The organism is Jiella sonneratiae, from assembly GCF_017353515.1.
GTDB classification, from domain to species: domain Bacteria; phylum Pseudomonadota; class Alphaproteobacteria; order Rhizobiales; family Rhizobiaceae; genus Jiella; species Jiella sonneratiae.
Map to the genome: position 1 here is coordinate 136,350 of NZ_JAFMPY010000003.1, position 23,564 is coordinate 159,913.

The window sequence follows — 23,564 nt, forward strand, 5'->3', positions numbered from 1 at the left end:
TACCGCGACTTGATGGCAGATTGAAGAGATCATGTCGCGAGGTTGTGCTTCAGCCAGGCGATCCAGTCGTTCCTCGATCCGGCGAAGGCGTTGCGGTCGACCTCGCCCTTGACGCCGGGCACGGTTCCCGTCGCGGTGTACTGCCAGAAGCGGAATTTGCGGTCCTCGTAGACGTTGTCGGGATGGTCCTTGACGGCGCGCAGCCAGAATTCGTGCCTCGGAAAGGCGCCGACCAGGCGGTCGCGATGCACGTCGATCGGGACGTAGAGGATCGGCCGCTGGCCGTAGTGCCGCTCGAGCGCCGCGGACATCCTGCCGACCTCGCGGACCAGCTCGTCGCGCGGCGGCCGGATCGTGCAGGTGGGCGAGAACGGCGTCCATTCGACGTCGATCACCGGCGGCAGGGCGCCGCGCTGGCGCGGCACGTTGCGGATGAACCAGTCGGCCTGCTCGTCGCCCGGCCGGCAGTGGTACCAGAAGTGATAGGCGCCGCGGGGAACACGGACCTTGCCGGCCTCGCGCCAGTATTCGTCGAAGCGGTCGTCGACCCGGTCGCCGCCTTCCGTCGCCTTCAGCCAGGCGAAGGCGACGCCGCCGTTCTGCGCCTCCTCCCAGTCGATGTCGCCCTGATACTTGGCGACGTCGATGCCGTGGATCGGATAGGCCGAGGCGGTCTGCGCCGAGAAGGAGGAAAGACCGAGATCCTCGACGCTCGTCGCGGTCGAGCGGCAGCCGGCGAGGGCCGCCGAGGCCCCGAGGGCCGCCAGAAATGCCCGGCGAGAGGTGCGCCCGGCGGCGGGGCGGGCCGGCTCGTCGTCTCTCTGATGGTTTCGCACCCTGTGGCTGACGTCCATGGCCAGACTTCTCTCCCTTTCGCGCGATCCGGCTCACAAGCCCTTTTTGCGCTTTGGAAGCCGTTGCGCGCAATTGCGCCAATGCCACAGCCGCCGCCTGCCGTGGTGCGGCAGCGGCCGTCTCTTCGCCCGAGATCAGCATGCGCGGCTTGACCGGGACTTGAGGAGGGGCGATAGCGGACCATCCTTCTCACGGGGTGCGTCGAGGCGAGAGTCAGGCCTGCGGCGCCGCGCTTTGCCGGGCTGCGAGGAGGCGCGCAGCCGATCGCCGAAGGCGATGCCGCGGGGCGGTCGTCGGGCCGCCGCCGCAAAGCCTGCCGAAGTTCAAGCGGAACGGTCACGAGCGATGGCGATATTTGCAACCCTCAGCGCTCTCGTGCAGCAGCTCCCGGCGAGCGGCCGGGCGACGTTCAGCGCGGTCCTTGATGCCGTCCGGTCGCTCTTTGCCGGTGACCGCGACACACGGCGCAAGGTCGCCTTCTCGGTCGCGATTATCGCCCTGTCGGCGAAGATGGCGAAGGCGGACGGGATCGTCTCGACGGCGGAGGTCTCGGCCTTCCGGCAGATCCTGGAGATTCCGCCCGAGGAGATGAAGAACGTCTTCCGGCTCTACGACATCGCCAAGCAGGACGTCGCCGGCTTCGAGGTCTATGCGGCGCGGCTCAGGTCGATGTGCGAGGACGAGAGCGGCAACTGCCAGATCCTCTCGGACGTCCTCGACGCATTGTTTCACATCGCCAAGGCCGATGGCCTCGTCCACGAGCGCGAACTCGCCTTCATCGAGGAGATCGCCGGGATCTTCGGCCTCGACGCGGCGGCCTTCGCGCGGCTGCGCGAGCGGCACATCCAGGGGCCGGACAACCCCTATGCGGTTCTCGGCCTCGACGCCGACGCCACCCATGCCGAGGCGCGCGCGCAGTATCTGACGCTGGTCAAGGAGAACCATCCGGACAGGCTGGCCGCCCGCGGCGTGCCGGACGAGTTCATGTTCATCGCCTCGGAGCGGATGAAGGCCATCAACGACGCCTATACGAAGATCGCCAAGTGGCCGGCGGCTTGACGCCCGACAGCCCGCTGGTCGGCGAGCTGCGGCCGTCGCCGAACCGCAACGAGCGGCGGTGCTTCGGCCCGCCGAGCATCCTCATCCTGCATTACACCGGCATGGGCACGGGCGAGGGCGCGGTGCGCTGGCTTCAGGATCCGGCGAGCGAGGTCTCCTGTCACTACGTCGTCCACGAGGACGGCCGCATCGTCCAGATGGTGCCGGAGGCCGAGCGGGCCTGGCATGCGGGGCAGGGGAGCTGGCAGGGTGTCTCCGACGTCAATTCGCTCTCGATCGGCATCGAGATCGTCAATCCCGGCCATGCCGGCGGGCTGCCCGACTTCCCGCCGCCGCAGATCGACGCAGTGGCCGGGCTTGCCGCCGACATCGTGGCGCGCAACGCCATCCGGCCGGAGCGCGTGCTCGGCCATTCCGACGTCGCGCCGGCCCGCAAGCAGGATCCGGGCGAGAAGTTTCCCTGGGAGGTGCTCGCCGCGCGCGGCATCGGCCATTTCGTGCCGGCGGCGGCGATCCGGGACGGCAGGGTCCTCGCCGAGGGCGACGCGGGCCCGTCAGTCCTCGCCCTGCAGAGGCGCCTTGCCGGCTATGGCTACGACGTCCCGCCGACCGGACGCTTCGACGATGTCACCCGGTGTGCGGTGACCGCGTTCCAGCGGCATTTCCGCCCGGCGCGGGTCGACGGCATCGCCGACGTCTCGACGGTCGCGACGCTCGATGCGTTGATCGGCGCGCTCGCCCGGGGCGGCCGCGGCGAGCGCACTGCATGAGCGCCGGACGAGCTTTTCCGGACGCGCGTCCGTTGACAAGCGCGCGCCGCTGGCCGAGTGAGGCGCCGTCAGCCGGCCGGGCGGCCGCTCCCGTCACACGCCGAAAGGCGGCGGGGGAGGAAAGTCCGGGCTCCACGGAGAGACGGTGCCGGATAACGTCCGGCGGGGGCGACCCCAGGGAAAGTGCCACAGAAAACAGACCGCCCCGCCTGCAGTTCGGCTCGATCGCCGAAGCGCCCGTTTGCCGGGAGCCGAACTGCCGGCGGGGTAAGGGTGAAAAGGTGGGGTAAGAGCCCACCGCGGCGCCGGCAACGGCGGCGGCATGGTAAACCCCACCGGGAGCAAGACCGAATAGGGACGACGCGGCGTGGGATTTCGTCCCACGCCAGCCATTCTCCGGGCCAGTCGTCCGGGTGGGTTGCTCGAGGCGGTCCGCAAGGGCCGTCCCAGAGGAATGGTCGCCCGGCGGCTCTGCCGCCGACAGAACCCGGCTTACAGGCCGGCTGACGCTTCATCTTCCCGCCACAGCGGCTCCGTGCCGCAGCGTCGCGACTGCGCCGTCGCTGTATCCTGTGCCCGGTCGCCGGCGCTGGCCGGGGGTATTGCATTGCAGTACGGGGCCTTCGGCGAACGGTCCCGAAAGGATCCTCGTTAGCCGCGACGCGATTTTCCCGGCCGTCCGTCGCGAGCCTCGGCGCAGGTGCGACGACGCCTTGCGTCAGCCTTGCGGCAAAGGCGCCCGGCGACCGGCGGCGGCTTCCATAGCGGAATCGAAAGGATTCATAATCTGAAGAGAATTCATTAATGTTAGTCGAGTGTTAACGCCTGTCGGCCTAGGCTGCGGGGTGATCTGGACGGGGTGCTGGAAAAGGCCCTTCCCATTGACGCCCACGGATGCCCATGCTATCCCAAAACCGACATCGCAACGGCCGTTTCAGGCCGGCAATCAAGCAGTGTACGGCGTATTTCCGCAGTGCGGAAAGAGCGGTCGTGGCTTCGTCCAAAGCCTCGGCCGGGGTGTGGTCCTGCGTCGATGGCCGGGTGGCCGCGGCGGCCGGGACGGGCGTGGTGCAGGTGTCGGTGTGTGGCAGGGTGGGTCGAGCAGTCGTCGATGGACCGCTTTCTTTCGAGCTACGTCCACAACGTCGACGCGAAGGGCCGGGTCTCCGTGCCCTCGCAGTTCCGCAATGTCATCGAGCGCCGCGGCATCCGCGAGCTCTTTGCGATGCGGGCGCTTTCCCAGCCGGCGATCAACGTCGGCGGGCCGGAGATGATGGAGCATTTCGAGAGGCAGATGGCGGCGCTCGATCCCTTCAGCGACCTTTATCAGGAGATGGCGCTCTACGCCTATGGCGACGGAGCCTATCTGAAGACGGATTCGGAGGGGCGCATCCAGATGACCGATTTCATCCGCTCGCATACCGGGATCGCCGACCGCGTCACCTTCGTCGGCCTGAAGGATACGTTCCAGCTCTGGGAGCCGGATCGCTTCGAGGCAGTGCGCGGCGCGCTGCGCGACCGGCTGCGGGACAAGCTGGCACGGGACAGAGGGACTTCGGCTTTCGTCGAAACATCGGAATAATGGCGGGCGACGGCGGGATTGAGGATCCCGGCGTTGGCGGACCCGTCCGTCATGTTCCGGTGCTTCTAGAAGAGGTGGTCGGCGCGCTGGCGCCGACCCCTCACGAGATCGTCGTCGACGGCACCTTCGGTGCCGGCGGCTACAGCCGGGCGCTGCTCATGCACGGCGCGTCCGTGATCGGCATCGACCGCGATCCGACGGCGATCGCCGCGGGGGCGGGCCTCGTCGCCGAGGCCGGCGGCCGGCTGAGCCTCGTCGAGGGCCGGTTCTCCGAACTCGAGGCGATCGCCCGCGAGCACGCCCCCGACGGCGTCGAGGGCGTCGTCCTCGACATCGGCGTCTCCTCCATGCAGATCGACGAGGCGGAGCGCGGCTTCTCCTTCCAGAAGGACGGTCCGCTCGACATGCGCATGGCGGCGACCGGGGCGACGGCCGCGGATGTCGTCAATTCCTTCAAGGCCGGCGATCTCGCGCGGATTCTCGGCTTTCTCGGCGAGGAGCGCCAGGCGGGGCGCATCGCCAGGGCGATCGTGGCGCGGCGCGCCGAACGGCCGTTCGAGCGCACGCTCGATCTCGCATCGGTGATCGCCGGCGTGGTGGGCCGTGCGCCCAAGGACAGGATCGATCCGGCCACCCGCAGCTTCCAGGCCCTGCGCATCTTCGTCAACGACGAGCTCGGCGAGCTCGCCCGTGCCCTGGTCGCCGCCGAGCGCGTGCTGAAGCCCGGCGGGCGGCTCGTCGTCGTGACCTTCCATTCGCTGGAAGACCGGATCGTCAAGCGCTTCCTCAAGGATCGCTCGACGCAGCCTTCCGCCTCGCGCCACCTTCCCGATGCCGGCGAGCGTGCACTCACCTTTACGGCCGGCGGCAAGGCGGTTTCCGCCGGGCCGGCGGAGGCCGAGAGCAATCCGCGCGCCCGGTCCGCCAAGCTGCGGCTCGGCACGCGGACGGCGGCCCTGCCGCGCCAGAGCGGCGAGTCGCTGGACTTCGCCGGACTTCCCAATCTTGCCGACCTACCCGAGACCGGAGACTGAGCCGTGCTGAAAGCCCTGAACACCCTCCTCGTCCTGTCGATGCTCGGCGCGGCCGCCTATACCTATGCGATCAAGCACGATGCCGAACTGGTCGAGACCGAGATCGCCAAGGTCGACCGGAAGATCGCCCTCGAGAAGGAGACGATCTCCCTGCTCGAGGCCGACTGGACCCTTCTCGACCAGCCCTCGCGCCTGCAGCGCCTCGCCGACATCTATGCCGACGAGCTCGAACTGAAGCCGATCCGGCCCGACCAGATCGTCGCGCCGGACGAACTGCCGGCCCCGAAGGCCGTGCCGACGCCGGTTCCCGTGCCGCAGGACGGCCGGATCGCATACAACGTCGCAAGGCCGGCGAAATGAAGGGCGTCGGAGAGCTCCTGAGGCGGCCGAGCCGCCCGCGGAGCGCTGACGCGGCCGCCGAGCCCGCAATCCTGCGCTTTCCCCGCCTGTCGCATCGCAGGCGCCTCGAAACCCCGTTGAACGGCGGCCGCTTCGCGCTGGCGATCGGGCTGTTCGCGGCCGTCTATCTGGTCATCGGTGCCCGCCTCGCCGAATGGGGCATCGAGCCGGACAAGACCGCCAGCTATTTCCGTGCCGACAGGATCATGACCGCCCGGCCGGAGATCCTAGACCGCAACGGCCGGGTGCTGGCGACCGACATCACCACCTTCTCGCTGTTTGCCGAACCGCGCCGGATCATCGACCCCGACGAGGCGAGCGAACTCCTCCTGACCGTCCTGCCGGATCTCGATCCGAAGTGGCTCTACAAGCGGCTGTCGGGCGACCAGGGCTTCATCTGGCTGAAGCGGGAGCTGACGCCGAGCCAGAAGCAGGCGATCCTCGATCTCGGAATTCCGGGGATCGGGTTCCGCTCCGAGAAGACCCGCTTCTATCCCGGGCGCTCGACCGCCGCCTACATCGTCGGCCATGTCAACGTCGACAACCAGGGCACGGCGGGCATGGAGAAGTGGATCGACGACCAGGGCTTCAGGGCGCTGCAGAACAGCGGTCTTGCGACCGAAGCCGACCTCGCGCCGGTGCGGCTGTCGATGGACCTGCGCGTCCAGCACATCGTCCAGGACGAGGTGGCCCAGGGCATGCAGCGCTACAAGGCGCTGGCGGCCGGCGGCCTCGTCCTCGACGTCGAGACCGGCGAAGTGATCGCCATGACCTCGGTACCCGACTACGACCCCAACATCCCGTCCCAGGCCCTCGACAAGAACCGGCTGAACCGGGTCTCCGCCGGCCTCTACGAAATGGGCTCGACCTTCAAGATCTTCACGACGGCGATGGCGCTCGATTCCGGCAAGGTGAAGATCACCGACACCTTCGACGCCACCAAGCCGCTGAGGATCGGCGGCTTCACCATTCACGATTTCCACGCCACCCGCCGCGTCCTCTCCGTGCCGGAGATCTTCATCCACTCGTCCAACATCGGCTCGGCACGGGAAGCCGAACTCATCGGCATCGACGCGCACAAGGAGTTTCTGACGAGGCTCGGCCTCTTGTCCCGGACAAAGACCGAACTGCCGGAAGTCGCGACACCGACCCAGCCGAAGGTCTGGCGGCAGATCAACAACATCACCATCGCCTTCGGCCACGGCGTCTCGACCACGCCGCTGAACACTGCCGTCGCCGCCGCGGCGGTGGTGAACGGCGGGCTGCTCATCCAGCCGACCTTCCTGCCGCGCACGAAGGAGCAGGCGGCCGCCGTCGCCAAGCGCGTCATCTCGCAGAAGACCAGCGATCAGATGCGCTCCATCTTCCGCCTCAACGTCACCGATCCGCACGGCTCCGGCAGCAACGCCGGCACTCCCGGTTACCTCGTCGGCGGCAAGACCGGCACGGCCAACAAGGTGGTGCACGGGCGCTACTCCAACACCAAGAAGTTCAACGCCTTCGTCGCGGCCTTCCCGATCGACCATCCCCGTTACATCGTCCTGACGATCATCGACGAGCCCCACGCCGAGAAGGGCAAATACTATGCGACGGCCGGCATGAACGCCGCCGTGATGGCCGGCAACATCATCCGCCGCTCGGCAACGTTCCTCGGCGTCCATCCCGAATTCGGGGACGAGGGAAAGTCCTTGCTCGTCGCATATTAGGCTATAGAAGACCGAACAGCCGGCCGGGGGCGGCCGGCATTCGACGGGGCAAGGACCAGCTTCGATGCAGCTCTCCCTTCTCGCACGGGGGCTCGGCGCCTTATCGGGTGGGGCCGATCCCGACATCTCCCTTCTGACCGCCGATTCGCGGCAGGCAAAGCCGGGTGCGCTCTTCGCCGCCCTGCCGGGAAGCCGGGCGGACGGGGCGAGCTTTGCCGCCGACGCCGCGGCGAAGGGAGCCGCCGCGATCCTCTGCCGCGAGGATGCCGCGATCAGTTCCAATCTGCCGGTGCTGCGCAGCGCCGAGCCGCGCCATGCCTTGGCGGTCATGGCGGCGCGGTTCTACGGCGCCCAGCCGGAACATCTGGTGGCGGTGACGGGCACCGCCGGCAAGACCTCGATCGCCACCTTCACCCGCCAGATCTGGGAGCGGACCGGTCACGTCGCGGCCTCGATCGGCACGACCGGCGTGGTCTCCCCGGCGCTGACGACCGAAGGCTCCCTGACGACGCCGGATCCGGTGGCGCTCGCCGAGCTGATGGCATCGCTTGCGAAAAGCGGCGTCACCCATGCGGCGATGGAGGCCTCGAGCCACGGTCTCGACCAGCACCGGCTCGACGGCATGCGGCTTGCCGCCGCCGCCTTCACCAATCTCGGCCACGACCACCTCGACTACCATCCGGATGCCGAGAGCTATTTCCAGGCGAAGATGCGCCTGTTCACGGCGCTCTTGCCGAAGGGCGCCCCGGCGGTGATCAACGCCGACGACGCCTGGTCGGGGCGGGCGATCGAAGTCGCCACCGGCACCTCCGCCCGCGTCATGACGGTCGGCCGCAAGGGCGACTATCTGCGCCTGAAGCGCCTCGAGCACGAACGCAGCCGGCAGATCGCCGAAGTCGAGGTCGAGGGCGAGTTCCACCGTGTCGTGCTGCCGCTCGCCGGCGGCTTCCAGATGGCCAACGCGCTCGTCGCGGCGGGCCTTGCGATCGCCACCGGCGTTCCGCCGCGCGACGCGCTGCACGCGCTGGAATCGCTGAAAGGCGCGAGCGGCCGCCTCGAACTTGCTGGAAACACGCGCGCCGGCGTGCCGGTCTTCGTCGACTATGCCCACAAGCCCGAGGCACTGGAAAACGTCATCGCCTCGGTCCGCCCCTTCACCACCGGCCGGGTCGTCGTCGTCTTCGGCTGCGGCGGCGACCGCGACCGCGCCAAGCGGCCGATGATGGGCGAGATCGCCACCCGGCTTGCCGACGTCGTCATCGTCACCGACGACAATCCCCGTTCCGAGGATCCGGCGCTGATCCGCGCGGCGATCATGGCCGCCGCTCCCGGAGCCCGGGAGATCGGCGACCGGAGGGCGGCGATCCGCGCGGCCATCGCGGACTCCGCATCCGGCGATACGGTGATCGTCGCCGGCAAGGGACATGAAACCGGCCAGAAGATCGGCGAGGTGACGCACCCGTTCAGCGACCACGAGGAAGTGCGGGCGGCGATCGCGGAGCTTGCGCAATGACGGACTATCTCTGGGAGACCCGCGTCCTCGTCGAGGCGATGCAGGCGCGGCCGATGGGCTCTCTGCCCGGCGGCATCACGGGCATCTCGATCGACACCCGCACCCTGGAGCGCGGCGACGCCTTCTTCGCCATCAAGGGCGAGCGCTTCGACGGCCACGACTTCCTGTCGACCGCGCACCGGGCCGGCGCGACGCTCGCCGTCGTGGCGGAGCAGAAGCTGCCGGCGCTCGGCCGGGTGCAGGTACCGATGCTCGTCGTCGACGACGTCCTCAAGGCGCTGTCGCGCCTGTCGGAAGCGGCGCGCGCCCGCTCGAAGGCGAAGGTCGTCGCGGTCACCGGCAGCGTCGGCAAGACCACCACCAAGGAGGCGCTGCGCCACGGCCTGTCGGCTGTCGGCCGCGTCCATGCGAGCGCCGCCTCCTTCAACAATCACTGGGGCGTGCCGCTGTCGCTGGCCCGGCTGCCGGCCGAGACGAACTACGCCGTCTTCGAGATCGGCATGAACCATCCCGGCGAGATCCGGCCGCTGGTCAAGCTGGTGCGCCCGCATGTCGCGATCGTCACGCTCATCGCGCCGGCGCATCTCGGTCATTTCCGCGATCTCGACGAGATCGCCGAGGCGAAGGCGGAGATCTTCGAGGGTCTCGTTCCGGACGGAACCGCGATCGTCAACGCCGACGACCCGAAATGCGGCCTGCTCTCCGATCTCGCCCGCAAGGCCGGCGTGAGGAACATCGCCACCTTCGGCGAGGCGTCCGGCGCCGACTTCCGGCTGATCGCCTTCGAGGCGACCCGCGACGGCGCCAGGATCGATGCCGAGATCGCCGGCGAGGCGCTGCACGTCTCTCTCGCGACGCCCGGCCGGCACATGGCCCAGAACGTCCTCGCGGTGCTCGGCGCGGCCGAACGGATCGGCGCCGACGTTAGCAAGGTCGCCGCGGCGCTGAGCGACTGGCGCGCCGTCAAGGGACGCGGCGCCAGGCATGCTCTGGCCCTGTCGGACGGTTCCGCCGCCACCCTCATCGACGACAGCTACAACGCCAATCCCGCCTCGATGCGGGCGGCCCTCGAGGTCCTGGGGCGCGCCGAAGCGGGAGAGGGCGGGCGGCGCATCGCCGTTCTCGGCGACATGCTCGAACTCGGAACCTCCTCCGGCGAACTCCATGCCGGCCTGAAGGAGGCCGTCGTCGCGGCGAAGGTCGACGTCGCCTTTCTCGCCGGCGCCGAGATGAAGGCGCTCGAGACGGTTCTTTCCGGCGAGATCGACTGCCGCTGGCACGAGACCAACGGCGCGCTTCTCGACGATCTCAGATCCACCATGCGCGGCGGCGACGTCGTCCTCGTCAAAGCCTCGAAGAGTATTGGATTCTCGCCCTTGGTCGAAACGCTGCTTGCCGGACACGAAACCCAAAAAGCGGGTGCGGCGACGCCTCCCGCCGAGACCGACGCCGCAGCGGCTGACACGACCTCCGGAGCCGCCGAATGATCGCCTATCTCGGCAATTTCGCGGACGTCTTCCCGCTCTTCAACGTCTTCAGATACATCACCTTCCGCACCGGCGCGTCGATGATCACCGGCTTCATCGTCGTCTTCCTCTTCGGTCCGGCGATCATCTCGACGCTGCGGATCCGCCAGGGCCGCGGCCAGCCGATCCGCGCCGACGGGCCGCAGACGCATTTCAAGAAGGCCGGCACCCCGACCATGGGCGGGCTGATGATCCTCTCCGGCGTCATCGGCTCGACGCTGATCTGGGCGGATCTGCGCAACATCTACGTCTGGACGGTGCTGCTGGTGACCGTCGGCTTCGGCGCCATCGGCTTTTATGACGACTATCTGAAGGTGACCAAGCAGAGCCATCTCGGCTTTTCCGGCCGGGCGCGGCTGGCGCTGGAATTCGTCATCGCGGCCTTTGCCGTCGCCGCCGTCGTCTATGCCGGGACGGGAAGCTTCGCCACGTCGCTCGCCTTCCCCTTCATCAAGGAAGTCCTGCTCGATCTCGGCTGGTTCTACGTCGCCTTCGGGGCGTTCGTCGTCGTCGGCGCCGCGAACGCGGTCAACCTCACCGACGGTCTCGACGGGCTCGCCATCGTGCCGATCATGATCGCCGCCGCCGCCTTCGGCCTGATCGCCTATCTCTCGGGCAACGTGAACTTCTCCAACTACCTGCAGATCCACTACGTCGCCGGCACCGGCGAGCTGGCGCCGCTCTGCGGCGCGGTGATCGGCGCCGGCCTCGGCTTCCTCTGGTTCAATGCGCCGCCGGCGGCGATCTTCATGGGCGATACCGGCTCGCTCGCCCTCGGCGGCATGACCGGGGCGATCGCCGTGGCGACCAAGCACGAGATCGTGCTGGCGATCATCGGCGGTCTCTTCGTCATCGAGGCGATGTCGGTGATCATCCAGGTCGCCTCGTTCAAGCTGACCGGCAAGCGGGTGTTCCTGATGGCGCCGATCCACCACCATTTCGAAAAACTCGGCTGGACGGAGAGCCAGGTGGTGGTACGCTTCTGGATCATTGCCTTCATGCTGGCCTTCGTCGGCCTGTCGACCCTGAAATTGAGATGAACGCGACGCGATGATCCCCGTCAGCTGTTTCGCCGGTCAGAAGGTCGCCCTGTTCGGTCTCGGTGGCTCCGGCCTCGCAACCGCCCTGGCGCTGGCGGCCGGCGGCGCCGACGTCCTCGCTCATGACGACAATCCGTCGAGCGTCGAGAAGGCGGCGGCGGCCGGAATCGCGACGGCGGACCTTCGCACCGCCGACTGGACGCGGCTCGCCGCCCTCGTCCTGTCGCCCGGCGTGCCGCTCACCCATCCGCGGCCGCATTGGAGCGTCGATCTGGCGCGGCTCCACCAGGTCCCGGTGATCGGCGACATCGAGCTGTTCTCGCGCGAGCGGCGGGCGCTGGCGCCAAACGCGCCCTTCGTCGCCATCACCGGCACCAACGGCAAGTCGACGACGACGGCGCTGATCGCCCACTGCCTGAAGGTAGCCGAGAAGGACACCCAGCTCGGCGGCAATATCGGCGTCGCGGTGCTGACGCTCGATCCGCCGTCGCCCGGCCGCCACTACGTCGTCGAGTGCTCGTCCTACCAGATCGACCTCGCCCCGACGATCGAGCCGACGGTCGGCATCCTCCTCAACCTCTCGCCCGACCATCTCGACCGCCACGGCACCATGGGCAACTACGCCGCGATCAAGGCGCGGCTCGTCGCCGGCTCCGGCAAGGCGGTGATCGGCGTCGACACCGAGCCCTGCCGGCTGATCGCCGACGGGCTGGAATCGGACGGCAAGGCCGTCACCCGCATCTCCCAGAGCGATCTGCGGAGCGGCGTCGGCTTCGACGGGGCGGAACTCGTCCGCCGCATGCCGGGCCAGGGCGAGGCGCGCTTCCGGCTCGCCGGCATCGGCTCGCTGCGCGGCCGCCACAACGCCCAGAACGCTGCGGCGGCGGTCGCGGCCCTGACGCTTCTCGGCATCGCCGACCCGGCCATCGCCGAGGGGCTTAGGAGCTTTCCGGGCCTTGCCCACCGCATGGAAGAGGTCGGGCGCATCGGGCCGGTGCTCTTCGTCAACGATTCCAAGGCGACCAACGCCGATGCCGCGGCGCCGGCGCTCGCCGCCTTCCAGCGGATCTACTGGATCGCCGGAGGCCTGCCCAAGGAGGGCGGCATCGCCTCCCTGAAGCCGTTCTTTCCGCGGATCGCCAAGGCCTATCTGATCGGCGAGGCGGCGCCCGCCTTCGCCGCGACTCTTGGTGAACGAATTCCTTACGAAATCTCTGGCACACTCGCCGTCGCCGTCGAACGTGCGGCGGCCGACGCGAAGGCGGCCGGAGAGGATGCCGTGGTCCTCCTGTCTCCGGCCTGCGCGAGCTTCGACCAGTTTCGGAATTTCGAGGTCCGGGGCGATGCCTTCCGCGCGGCGGTGGCCGCCCTGCCGGACGTCGAGGGAACCCGCGGGGATTCGCGATGACGATGGCATTGACGGGGCAGTCGACCAGGACGCTGGTCGCCGACTGGTGGCGCAGCGTCGACAAGTGGCTGTTCGCCGCTTTCCTGATCCTGCTCGTCGCCGGCTTCATGCTGTCCTTCGCCGCCAGCCCGCCGGTCGCCGAGCGCATCGGCCTCGAGCCGTTCCACTTCGTCAAGCGCCACGCGCTGTTCCTCGCGCCCTCCGTCGTCGTGATGATCGCGACCTCGATGCTCTCGCCCCGGGCCGTGCGCCGGGCGGCCTTCGTCGTTTTGGTCGTCTCGATCCTCCTGATGATCGCCGCGCTGTTCTTCGGCACCGAGATCAAGGGCGCCCGCCGCTGGATCGACTTCGGCCCGCTCAACATCCAGCCCTCGGAATTCATGAAGCCCTGCTTCGTCGTCATCTGCGCCTGGCTCCTCGCCGAAAAGGTCAAACGGGCGGACGTTCCGGGCAATCTCTACGCGCTGATCCTGCTCCTCATCGTCACGGCGCTGCTCGTCGCCCAGCCGGATCTCGGCCAGACCATGCTGGTCGCCGGCGCCTGGGGCGGCCTCGTCTTCATGGCCGGGCTCTCCTGGCTGTGGATCGTCATTCTCGGCGGCTTCGGCGCCGTCGGCGCGGTCAGCGCCTACGTCATGTTCGACCACGTGGCGAGCCGCGTGAACCGCTTCTGGACCGGCGAGGGCGACACCTTCCAGACCGACCGGGCGCGCGAGGCGATCCTCAACGGCGGCTGGCTCGGCCAGGGCCCGGGCGAGGGGACGGTGAAGCGGCTTCTGCCGGACAGCCACACCGACTTCGCCTTCTCGGTGCTCGCCGAGGAGTTCGGCATCGTCGCCTGCATGGCGCTCGCCTCGCTCTTCGCCTTCGTCGTCCTGCGCGGCCTCTCGACCGCCCTGAAGCAGCGCGATCCCTTCGTGCGGCTGTCGATCTGCGGCCTGGTCTTCATCTTCGGCCTGCAGTCGATCATCAACATGGCGGTGAACCTGCAGCTGATGCCCGCCAAGGGCATGACGCTGCCCTTCATCTCCTATGGCGGCTCGTCGATGCTCGCCATCGCCATGTCCGCCGGCTTCATCCTGGCGCTCACCCGCAAGCGCGCCGAGAACCGCTCCTTCACCGACCAGCTGGTGCACCGCACGCTGCTGCTGCACGGCGCTTGATACCAACCGGCGAAGAAGCTGACGCGTCCGCCCGTTGAAGACGTCTCGCGCAGACCGCAAGCCGGGCCGGATCCCGCGTCATTGCGGCGTCGCCCCGGCGTCACGCGCGCGTGCCCCCCGGGCGCCCGGGTTCGCGGCCGGCGCCCGACGGCTCTGCCGCGACGGTGGCCGTCCGGCGCGCGCGGACCGCCGCCGCCTCGAGCGCTTGAAGGCGCGGCTCGCGGAACGCCTCCGGCGCGCGTATGCGCATGACGCCGAGGCGGAGCGCCAGCACCGCCTGTTGCGGCAGCCTCATGAGGCAGGGCGGCGCGGCACCGGCGGCATCCTTGCCCCGCCCCCCGAAGCGGCAGGCGAAGGCGCGGCGGCAGTCGCCGCGCCGGCAGTGATGGGTCAGCCCCTGCGCGATCGCCGCCAGCGCCCGTTCGCCGTCTTGCGGCGTCGGCTCGGCGTCCCCCGCCGGCGCGTCCCGCTCCGCTTTGCGGCGGCGTCGCCGCGGCGGCGCCTTGCCGAGGCCGGCGGCGATCAGCGCGGCGCGGCAGGCCGAAATGTGCCGCCGGGCGATGGCGATGCTTTCGGCCCGCTCCCCGGCGGTCACCGGCGGGTCGATCTGCGGTTCGTCGCGCATGGGCTCCTCACATTTTCGATCTGGCTGCGTCCTCCGGGCGTTCCCCGGCCGGCCGGCGGCTTGTACTCCGACCGTTTGCCGAAGCCGCCCCTGGATTCTCGGGACGGGGCCCGAGAATGACGACGCGGGGGTGCCGCGCCTGTCCTGCCGGCGTCGGGCCACGTGTCGGCGTTCCCGCGCCGCATTTGGCAGCCGGGTCGATCGATTCTCTGTCCCACCCTTAAGCTCCTCGCGGCGCTCGTCGCTGGTGGGCCCCTGATCGCCGCCCTCGCGAAAGGCTCGGGCGGCGGTGCACCGGAGGCAAGCCCTCCGTTCAATCAACAATCCGGCTCGCCTCCGGCGCACCGCGCGGCTCTGATGCGACCTCCCATGGACCGTCGCCCGCCTGATCGACGGGTTCCGGTGGCGGCTGGCGCTTCACCCGCCGCGTCTTTTCAGCGCGGCGACCTCAAGCGGACCGATCCGCACCCGCGCCGTAGTGCGCGAGGGGCCAGCGGCGCCGGGAGGCCGTCCGGGACGCCCGCCCTCCGGAAGGGCGAACGGCGCGGAGACCGCATCGCCGGCCCGCGAACGCTCCCGGTGAGCGCCCGTGCCCGGTTCCCGTCGACTGGTGTCGGGTGGACCGGCGATGGGGGAAGTATGGGGGCGCGAGGAGGGGTGGGGATAAGTTTTTTCGGGAGGGTGAGGGAAATCAAGGGGTTGTGGGGAGATGGGGGGGAGAGATATTGGCGGGGGGTGGAGTGAGGCGGGGTGCCCCTCGTTCCCGTGGAGCAACAGAGTAGTCTACTCGGGGCCATGACCTCGGCGGGCCGGCTAGTCCTCGACCGGCGGTGACGGAGGTGAGATTTTATGGATGCCTTCGCCCTCACTTAAAAAAGCCTCCGAAATTCCTCTTGAGTTTACATCATCCATGTAGAAAATTCGCACTTGGTCGCAACCAAAAAATATATATATCTTTCTTTCGCTAGGGCCAATCAAAAGAGGGCTCCGGTATGTCTTATTTCCACCGTCTTCTGTAAAATTGAAAAGACACCAAGGAAGGTAGCAAATATCTGGGGTGTTTGATGTGAATATTGAATCGCCCTGAGAGAATGAAATCTTTTCTGATCCAAATGTTATTTTCATTTCTCCCTTTTTAAAAGTTCCGGAAGGGAGGGCGTAGGAAGCTTTCACTCCACCATTTGTTTTGAAAGCCCAAGTGCATAGGGTCGCAAAATTTGTAGTGGAGTCGTGAAATCGATCGAATTTTTCTGATTGATCCTTTCGTATAGTAGCAATGTATGATATGGCCTCCGATGTTCTTCGCTCTAATTTGTGCAATCCAGTTTCAGGTACAATTTGCTTTTCTGCGAGGTCAACAAAACCACGATCGGCCAAGCGAATTGCCAAATTTCCTCGCGGGTAGTCATCTCCTGTTTCTGCAGCCTTTTGCAGCATATTTACAGCGTAGATCGGGAGATTTATGGAGTCGTATATCGTCGAAAGATTATTCCGGGCCATTGAGTTTTTTGGATTGTCGCTTAAGATGCGTTTGTATTGAAAAGCACTTTCAAGAGTTTCATTGATTAAAAACGCTAGCTCAAAACGCGCAGTCTCATCCTTCGGTATTAATTTTACTATTTTATAAAGATAAGAAGCTTTCTTTCTAGAGTATTTATCTCCACAAAAATCGACAGCCATCCTTAATAATTCTGCAGAGCCCTTGTCGTCCTCAATGTGGCTATCGACGTACTCTATGGCCGCGTCGACCCCATCCTGCGTACGAATCAGCAGTGCGCGCACCTCATGTTCTTCAGGAAACCCTTTCAACCTCTCAAGCACTCGCTCCGAATTATATCTGTCGCCCCGACGGTCCAATTCTCTGGCCGCGATTCTTAAAACGGTCCGATTTTTCTCGATAGAAGAATCCAAATTAAGGGTTTCTTGCAAGGAGGTCTCATCGCCGACAATGTTGAGCCAGAAAGTTCGAGCCAACGTTATGGTATCACCCATAAATTCTTCGAACCCACGAGTCTGCAGGTCATCAAGAAATTCTCGAACACCGTCAATATTGCGATCGTCGACGAGAGCGAAAAACTTCATATGATCAACCAATTCGTCAATGCTCTGTAGCGATTTTTCGCCATCGGGCACGGCAGGAACACTGCTTTTCGTTGATTCCTTCGACTCGATGATGACCCCAGCAGGTGAGACATCAACCGATGGTGTTGGAACTTGTATTTTAATACCTCCGGGTATTTGTAATATAAGACCTGGTGTAGATATCAGGTGTTTAACTACATATTTTGTCAAAAAAAGCAGGGTGATACAAACCGCAAACAGGGCCATCGGCCATGAGATGATGGCAGAAACAATAAATTTAAAATCGACTCCAGTGAAAAAAGATGCCATGTCATTATTTGTAGTCATATAGTGAATCCTTTTCTCTCAAAAGGCAATTTTCAGTGACTTCGCGGAATTGCGAATAGAATTGCCACAGTATATAATATAGAATTCTACGTAAAAAACTGCCGGTCAGAAACCGTATTAGGATAACATCTCGGGTGACCATGCGCGCGTCGCCTGCCTCCAATCCTTCGATTATGGCAGAAGATACGTCACTCTGCCCTGCCAAAAAGACTCCTTACACAAATAAAAGGTCCGCCAGGACGAGGCGGAGACAATGCCCTCTACCGCCCCGGCCGACCGGGGTTGCTCGGCGTCCGCTAGCGCTTCTAGTTGGCGATGTCTTCGTAGGAGCCGCGGCCCATGCGTTTGCGGGCTGGGAGTGGCGGGCCAGAACGAGCGGTACCCTCAACGCTTCGTCATCCTCGGCCCGATAGGGCCGGGGATCCATGCCGGAGCAGCATCGACGCTAGTGATCGGGTTCGGGAATGGTGGTGCGTGGGGTGGCGCCGTTCTGACGCGAGGCGGCTGTGCCACGGTTCCGGGGTGGATCCCCGACCCTGCGGGGGTTAGCGTGGCGAGGCGGTGGGCGTGGGCGGCGTCGTTCTGATGGGAGCAGCGGTGGGAAGGTTCCGGCATGGATCCCCGACCCTGCGGGCCGAGGATGACGAAGTGGTGGGTGGCGGCCGCCGTTCTGATGCGGAGCAGCGGTGGGCTGGTTTCGGCATGGATCCCCGACCCTGCGGGCCGAGGATGACGAAGTGGAGGGGTGAGTGGCGACGTTCTGATGCGGCGCTTGAAGGCCGCCGGCACATTTGTGCTCGCCATTGGGCCGATCCGCCGTCACCACCACAGGCCCCGGTAAAGTTCCTGCCAGTCGGGGTTCATCGTCTCGATGAGGGCGATCTTTCGCGCGGGGGACCACTTCTTCAGGGACTTTTCGCGGGCGATGGCGTCGCGGATGTCGAAGTGCTCTTCGTACCAGACGAGGCGCTTGCAGCCGTAGCGGCTGGTGAAGCCCTTGGTCGCTTCCGACTTGTGTTCGAAGACGCGGCGGGCGAGGTCGGACGTCACGCCGATGTAGAGCGTGCCGTTCCGCTGCGACGCCATGATGTAGACGTGTCCCGCCATGAGGGGATGGTGCAGGGTGGCGGGGGTGGCGTCAAGGCGGCGGCGAGGGCTGCGCCGCCGAGGCCGCGGGGCTCGCGAGCCGGTGCAAGGCTTCCGCGGTTGCGGGGCGCGACAGGGCGAGGCGCCGTCACCGACGCTTCGTCATCCTCGGCCCGGTAGGGTCGGGGATCCATGCCTCCGCATGGCCGTCGGTGATCGGGTTCGGGGAGGGCGGTGCGTGGCGGAGGAGGCCGTTCTGATGCGGAGCGGCGGTGGCGCGGCTCCGGCATGGATCCCCGACCCTGCGGGCCGAGGATGACGAAGTGGAGGGGTGGGAGCGCCTGACCTGAAAGGGGCTGCGCGGAGCGTCGGGCGTGGGTGCTCTCTCCCCCTTGTGGGAGAGAAAGCGATTTCATCGTCCTGGCGAAGCCAGGTGATAGAAATCGCAAGAGAGGGGTTTCACCGGGTCCGTGGTGGCTGCTGAGGGGAACGCTGATGGTTCTCGCGCACCTTGTCAGCGATTGCGGCGATGTTGACGGGGAAACCCCTCTCTTGCCTTTTCTGCGACTTGGACGTCGGCAAGCCGAGGCCCAAGACCGCGAAAAGGCTTTCTCTCCCACAAGGGGGAGAGAGGGCGGCGGTGCTTGCGGCCTCACCGCCCCGGCCGGCCGGTCTTGCTCGGCCGGCGTTTGCGCTTCTGGTCGGCGGGGTCCTCGTAGGAGCCGCGGCCGATGCGTTCGCGGCGGATGGGGGCGGGGCTATCGTCGGGCGTCGAGCGCGGCGCACCCCCCTCTGTCCTGCCGGACATCTCCCCCACACGGGGGGAGATCGGCTGCTTCGAGGGCTCCGGCTTTTTCGGCGGGGTCTTGCCGGTGGGCTTTTCGGTGCGGCCGACGGTCATTTCGTCGAGGGTGTTCTTGCGGAAGTAGGAGCGGGAGCCTTCCCCTCGTCCTTCGAGGCCCGTTCCGGGCACCTCAGGATGAGGGGAGGTGCCGCCGCGCCCGTCGTCCCTGGATTCTCGGGACGGGGCCCGAGAATGACGATCGTCGGGGGACGGTGACTGGCGGCCCGCCGGGACCGCCATGTCTGTGCCGGGGCCCATGTCATCGAGCGACGGCTTCCTGAACAGCGAGGCGGGGGCGGCAACGGTGCCGGAGCCGGGAGCCTTGAGGACTTCGCCGCGCGGGCCGAAGCGTTCGTCGCCGATCGGGGCGCGGTCGCGCTTGGCCTTCCTGCCGTGTTTGGTGCGGCCGGTGGAGGGGCCCATGACGGATTCCTCCATGGCGACGGCGTCGGCGAGGGGATCGCCAGAGTCCTCGCTGCGCGAGGGACCCCCACCCGCCCCTGCGGCGCGACCTCCCCTCAAGGGGGAGGTGGAGGTGCCGGCGCCCGTGCCGCGCCCGCGCCCTTCGACGGCCGTTCCGGTCGCCTCAGGATGAGGGCTCAGTTTTGAGGCGCGGGCGCCATTGCCAGCGTCCGCGACGGCGTCGAGCCGGACGTTGCCGCCGAATTCCAGCTCTTTCGCGTTCAACTTCTTGATCTCGTCGCGGAGGCGCGCGGCGCGTTCGAAGTCGAGGTCGGCGGCGGATTCGCGCATCTGCTTTTCCAGATGCTCGATATGGGCGCGCAGATTGTTGCCGACGAGCTCGCCTTCCTTCGCGGTGGGGCCGACGTCGACGCGGACGTGGTCCTTTTCGTAATAGGAGTCGAGGATGTCGGCGATCTTGGCCTTGACGCTCGCCGGGGTGATGCCGTGCTCGGCGTTGTAGGCCTCCTGCTTCTCGCGGCGGCGGGTGGTCTCGGCCATCGCCCGCTCCATCGAGCCGGTGACCTGGTCGGCATAGAGGATCACCTTGCCGTCGACGTTGCGCGCGGCGCGGCCGATGGTCTGGACGAGGGAGGTCTCCGAGCGCAGGAAGCCTTCCTTGTCGGCGTCGAGAATGGCGACGAGGCCGCATTCGGGGATGTCGAGGCCTTCGCGCAGGAGGTTGATGCCGACGAGGACGTCGAAGGCGCCGAGGCGGAGATCGCGGATGATCTCGATGCGTTCGAGGGTGTCGATGTCGGAGTGCATGTAGCGGACGCGGACGCCCTGCTCGTGCAGATATTCGGTGAGATCCTCGGCCATGCGCTTGGTGAGAACGGTGCAGAGGACGCGGTAGCCCTTGTCGACGGTCTCGCGGATCTCGCCGAGGAGATCGTCGACCTGGGAGCGGGCGGGGCGGACCTCGACCGGCGGGTCGGTGAGGCCGGTCGGGCGGATCACCTGTTCGGCGAAGACGCCGCCGGATTCCTCGAGTTCCCAGGCGCCGGGGGTCGCCGAGACCGCGACGGTCTGCGGCCGCATGGCGTCCCACTCCTCGAAGCGGAGGGGGCGGTTGTCCATGCAGGAGGGCAGGCGGAAGCCGTATTCGGCGAGCGTCGCCTTGCGGCGAAAGTCGCCGCGATACATCGCGCCGATCTGCGGCACGGTGACGTGGCTCTCGTCGATGAAGACGAGGGCGTTGTCGGGGAGGTATTCGAAGAGCGTCGGCGGCGGATGGCCGGGAGCCCGGCCGGTGAGATAGCGCGAATAGTTCTCGATCCCCGCACACGATCCGGTCGCCTCGATCATCTCGATGTCGAATCTCGTGCGCTGTTCGAGCCGCTGCGCCTCCAGCAGACGCCCGGCCTTTTCCAGCTCGGCGAGGCGGTGCTTCAGCTCCTGCCGGATCGACTTGACCGCCTGGTTGAGGGTCGGGCGGGGGGTGACGTAGTGGGAATTGGCGTAGATCTTCACCGACTTCAGCTCGTCTGTCTTCTGGCCGGTGAGCGGGTCGAATTCGTGGATCGCCTCGATCTCGTCGCCGAACAGCGAGATGCGCCAGGCCCGGTCTTCGAGGTGGGCGGGGAAGAGCTCGATCGTGTCGCCGCGCACCCGGAAGGAGCCGCGGGAGAAATCCATGTCGCGGCGCTTGTACTGCTGGGCGACGAGGTCGGCGAGGAGCTGGCGCTGGTCGAGCCGGTCGCCGACGCTCATCTGGAAGGTCATCGCCGTATAGGTCTCGACCGAGCCGATACCGTAGATGCAGGAGACCGAGGCGACGATGATCGCGTCGTCGCGTTCGAGGAGGGCCCGGGTGGCGGCGTGGCGCATCCGGTCGATCTGTTCGTTGATCGAGGATTCCTTCTCGATATAGGTGTCCGAGCGCGGCACGTAGGCCTCGGGCTGGTAGTAGTCGTAATAGGAGACGAAGTATTCGACGGCGTTGTCCGGGAAGAACGACTTGAACTCGCCGTAGAGCTGGGCCGCCAGCGTCTTGTTCGGGGCGAGGATCAGCGCCGGGCGCTGGGTGCGCTCGATGACGTTGGCGACGGTGAAGGTCTTGCCGGAGCCGGTGACGCCGAGCAGCACCTGGGTCTTGTCGTGATCGGCGATGCCGGAGACGAGGTCGGCGATCGCCGTCGGCTGGTCGCCCATGGGCGTATAGTCCGAGGCGATGCGGAATTTCACCCCGCCCTCGGACTTTTCCGGCCGGGCCGGGCGGTGCGGCAGCCAGACCTCGCCGTTCTTGATCAGCGGGTTGCCCTCGGAGATCAGCTTGGTCAGCGCCTCGACCGTGGCGGTGACGCCGCCCTCGGGCAGGCTTTTGGCGTCTTCCAGCGAGACGTCCATGCCGGCCACCGGATTGAGGCCGGCGGCGGCGCGCTTCTGCGGGTCGGTGGTGCCGCCCATCGAGGTGCCGCGGGCCGATTTCATCGGCTTTTTGTTCGCGTTCACGCTGTCGGCGCTGCGCGCCTTCGCTCCACTTGGGCGGGCTGACCGCCCGACGGCCGGTCGGCCTTGCCTCGCTTCGCTCGGATCGGCGCCTGCGTCTTCGGCGGTCTTCGCCGTCTTGCCGGCGGCCTTCCCGGGGGCCTGATCCGCATCGGCGGCGCGCTCGGCTTTCGTCTCGGCGCTGCGGGCGATCTCGTCGGCCCAGCCGGAGATCGGCCCGGCGAGAGACGCGCCGGCCTCGAAGCCGGCCTGCGGCGCCTCGCCGAAGCCGCCGGCGCGCGGTCCGTCGGCGCGGGCGGAGGCGTCGGAAAAGTCGCCGAGCGGGCCGCGGCGGGCCGGGGCGGAGGGGTCGAAGACCGGCTCGTCGCCGACGCCGTCACGATCGGCGGGGGCGGAGCGGCGCGGGGCATTGCGGGGTCGGGAAGCCATGGCGGAACATATAGAGACCACGCGGCGGCGATGGAAGGTGGCGGCGGACGACCGAGGGCGTCGGTCGCATCAGGAGAACAGATGCCTGCGCCGGAGCCCCGTTTTCGCGAGATGCGCCTCCGAACGGTCTGTCGGGGAAGTGACGCGCGGACCTCTCTTCAGCCGGCGCCGGGTGTCGGAAAGCCGATCGCCCGAGAAGATCGGTGGCCGCGACGCGACTTTCCGATCGTGTTCATATCGTGGTCAAAGCATGGCGGCCGGGGCCGACATCCGGCTCAGCGACCGCTAAAACGCTCTGTGAGCCTCATATTCCGCCTATGCATTGGATCCCCTTGCCTCGAAGATGAACGGTTGATGAACGACTCGTTTATCTATCTGATAATGCGACATTCTGGCAAGGAACGAAATAATCTTCGCCGTCCTTCTCCTCACCAGTTCGCTCTCGCAAGACGAGGCGGATGTAACTTACGGGAGAAAGTCAATGAAATACCTCCAGACCACAGCTCTTGCCACGATTCTTCTCGCCGGCAGCGTCGGTCTCGGCTATGCGCAGTCGTCCTCCTCGACCACCGGCACGGGCGGCACGATCATCCAGGACGGCACTTCGTCCTCGACCGTCGGCACGGGTGGTTCGACCTCGTCGAGCGGCGACGGCTCGGGTTCCGGCTCGGCCTCGACGCTGGGAACGGGCGGCACCTCGGCGGGTGACGGCATGTCGTCTTCATCGGTCGGCACGGGTGGCAGCGCGTCCGGTTCGGGTGACGGTTCGGGCTCCGGTTCGGCTTCGACGCTGGGCACCGGCGGCACTTCGGCGGGCGACGGGACGTCGTCCTCTTCAGTCGGCACGGGTGGCAGCGCGTCCGGTTCGGGTGACGGTTCGGGCTCCGGTTCGGCCTCGACGCTGGGCACCGGCGGCACTTCGGCAGGCGACGGCGCGTCGTCCTCGTCGATGGGCACGGGCGGCAGCGCCGCGGGCTCGGCCAGCGGCTCAGGCTCGGCATCGACCATGGGCACGGGCGGCACCTCGGCCGGTGCCGGCATGTCGTCCTCCTCGATGGGCACCGGCGGCAGCGCGGCCGGCGCGGCGCAGGACGACACCTCCAACAAGGACTGCGCGCCGGGCCAGGCGAAAAAGGGCAAGTGCTGACTTAACTCGCACGATCCACGGCCGGCTCCGCAAGGGGCCGGCCACCACGAACCGAA

Annotated in this window: 17 protein-coding genes and 1 other RNA gene; 12 read left to right on the top strand and 6 right to left on the bottom strand. The window is 66.9% G+C overall.

Translation table 11 applies throughout. The annotated features are described in order from the left end of the window. Positions 1-29 precede the first annotated feature (29 nt). Positions 30-854: a glycoside hydrolase family 25 protein gene (locus J1C47_RS02925; protein WP_207349228.1), complete on the bottom strand. Its 825-nt coding sequence runs from the start codon at positions 852-854 to the stop codon at positions 30-32. A 346-nt stretch (positions 855-1,200) separates the two neighbouring features. Here J1C47_RS02925 and J1C47_RS02930 point away from each other — a divergent pair, with 346 nt between their 5' ends. The 12 genes from J1C47_RS02930 to ftsW all read left to right on the top strand — a co-directional run bounded on the left by J1C47_RS02930 (position 1,201) and on the right by ftsW (position 14,055). Further along, complete coding sequence (locus J1C47_RS02930; protein ID WP_207349229.1) at positions 1,201-1,914, top strand: J domain-containing protein; 714 nt, start codon at positions 1,201-1,203, stop codon at positions 1,912-1,914. Further along, complete coding sequence (locus J1C47_RS02935; protein WP_342591922.1) at positions 1,899-2,684, top strand: N-acetylmuramoyl-L-alanine amidase; 786 nt, start codon at positions 1,899-1,901, stop codon at positions 2,682-2,684. Before J1C47_RS02930 ends, J1C47_RS02935 begins: the two co-directional genes overlap by 16 nt. Before the next feature lie 68 nt (positions 2,685-2,752). Next, an RNA gene (gene rnpB / locus J1C47_RS02940) (RNase P RNA component class A) lies at positions 2,753-3,195 on the top strand. A gap of 600 nt (positions 3,196-3,795) precedes the next feature. Then, positions 3,796-4,266: a division/cell wall cluster transcriptional repressor MraZ gene (gene mraZ / locus J1C47_RS02945; RefSeq protein WP_207349230.1), complete on the top strand. Its 471-nt coding sequence runs from the start codon at positions 3,796-3,798 to the stop codon at positions 4,264-4,266. Then, positions 4,266-5,300, top strand: a complete 1,035-nt coding sequence (rsmH, locus tag J1C47_RS02950; RefSeq protein ID WP_207349231.1) for a 16S rRNA (cytosine(1402)-N(4))-methyltransferase RsmH — start codon at positions 4,266-4,268, stop codon at positions 5,298-5,300. Before mraZ ends, rsmH begins: the two co-directional genes overlap by 1 nt. Positions 5,301-5,303: 3 nt before the next feature. Then, complete coding sequence (ftsL, locus tag J1C47_RS02955; RefSeq protein ID WP_207349232.1) at positions 5,304-5,660, top strand: cell division protein FtsL; 357 nt, start codon at positions 5,304-5,306, stop codon at positions 5,658-5,660. Continuing rightward, positions 5,657-7,405, top strand: coding sequence for a peptidoglycan D,D-transpeptidase FtsI family protein (locus J1C47_RS02960; protein ID WP_207349233.1), 1,749 nt, complete (start codon positions 5,657-5,659; stop codon positions 7,403-7,405). The genes ftsL and J1C47_RS02960 overlap by 4 nt, the downstream gene beginning before the upstream one ends. A 64-nt stretch (positions 7,406-7,469) precedes the next feature. After that, positions 7,470-8,918: a UDP-N-acetylmuramoyl-L-alanyl-D-glutamate--2,6-diaminopimelate ligase gene (locus J1C47_RS02965; protein ID WP_207349234.1), complete on the top strand. Its 1,449-nt coding sequence runs from the start codon at positions 7,470-7,472 to the stop codon at positions 8,916-8,918. Beyond that, positions 8,915-10,405 carry a UDP-N-acetylmuramoylalanyl-D-glutamyl-2,6-diaminopimelate--D-alanyl-D-alanine ligase gene (locus tag J1C47_RS02970; protein ID WP_207349235.1) on the top strand — a complete coding sequence of 497 codons (1,491 nt, stop codon included), beginning with the start codon at positions 8,915-8,917 and terminating at the stop codon, positions 10,403-10,405. Before J1C47_RS02965 ends, J1C47_RS02970 begins: the two co-directional genes overlap by 4 nt. Continuing rightward, positions 10,402-11,484, top strand: a complete 1,083-nt coding sequence (gene mraY / locus J1C47_RS02975) for a phospho-N-acetylmuramoyl-pentapeptide-transferase (protein WP_207349236.1) — start codon at positions 10,402-10,404, stop codon at positions 11,482-11,484. Before J1C47_RS02970 ends, mraY begins: the two co-directional genes overlap by 4 nt. A 10-nt stretch (positions 11,485-11,494) precedes the next feature. After that, positions 11,495-12,892, top strand: coding sequence for a UDP-N-acetylmuramoyl-L-alanine--D-glutamate ligase (gene murD, locus J1C47_RS02980; RefSeq protein ID WP_207349237.1), 1,398 nt, complete (start codon positions 11,495-11,497; stop codon positions 12,890-12,892). Between the two features lie 8 nt (positions 12,893-12,900). After that, on the top strand, positions 12,901-14,055 hold the full coding sequence (ftsW, locus tag J1C47_RS02985; protein ID WP_425354532.1) for a putative lipid II flippase FtsW: 1,155 nt from the start codon (positions 12,901-12,903) through the stop codon (positions 14,053-14,055). Positions 14,056-14,155: 100 nt separating this feature from the next. Here the strand turns inward: ftsW and J1C47_RS02990 are convergent, their stop codons facing one another. From J1C47_RS02990 to J1C47_RS24195, 5 genes are all read right to left on the bottom strand, one after another. After that, positions 14,156-14,680, bottom strand: a complete 525-nt coding sequence (locus J1C47_RS02990) for a hypothetical protein (protein WP_207349238.1) — start codon at positions 14,678-14,680, stop codon at positions 14,156-14,158. An 813-nt stretch (positions 14,681-15,493) separates the two neighbouring features. Next, on the bottom strand, positions 15,494-17,071 hold the full coding sequence (locus J1C47_RS02995) for a tetratricopeptide repeat protein (protein WP_207349239.1): 1,578 nt from the start codon (positions 17,069-17,071) through the stop codon (positions 15,494-15,496). 837 nt (positions 17,072-17,908) lie between these two features. Next, positions 17,909-18,196, bottom strand: a complete 288-nt coding sequence (locus J1C47_RS03000; RefSeq protein ID WP_207349240.1) for a GIY-YIG nuclease family protein — start codon at positions 18,194-18,196, stop codon at positions 17,909-17,911. Between the two features lie 631 nt (positions 18,197-18,827). Next, complete coding sequence (gene uvrB / locus J1C47_RS03005; protein WP_207349241.1) at positions 18,828-22,361, bottom strand: excinuclease ABC subunit UvrB; 3,534 nt, start codon at positions 22,359-22,361, stop codon at positions 18,828-18,830. A gap of 543 nt (positions 22,362-22,904) precedes the next feature. Next, positions 22,905-23,501 (bottom strand): hypothetical protein, encoded by a 597-nt coding sequence (locus J1C47_RS24195; protein WP_207349242.1) that lies wholly within the window; start codon positions 23,499-23,501, stop codon positions 22,905-22,907. Positions 23,502-23,564 lie beyond the last annotated feature (63 nt).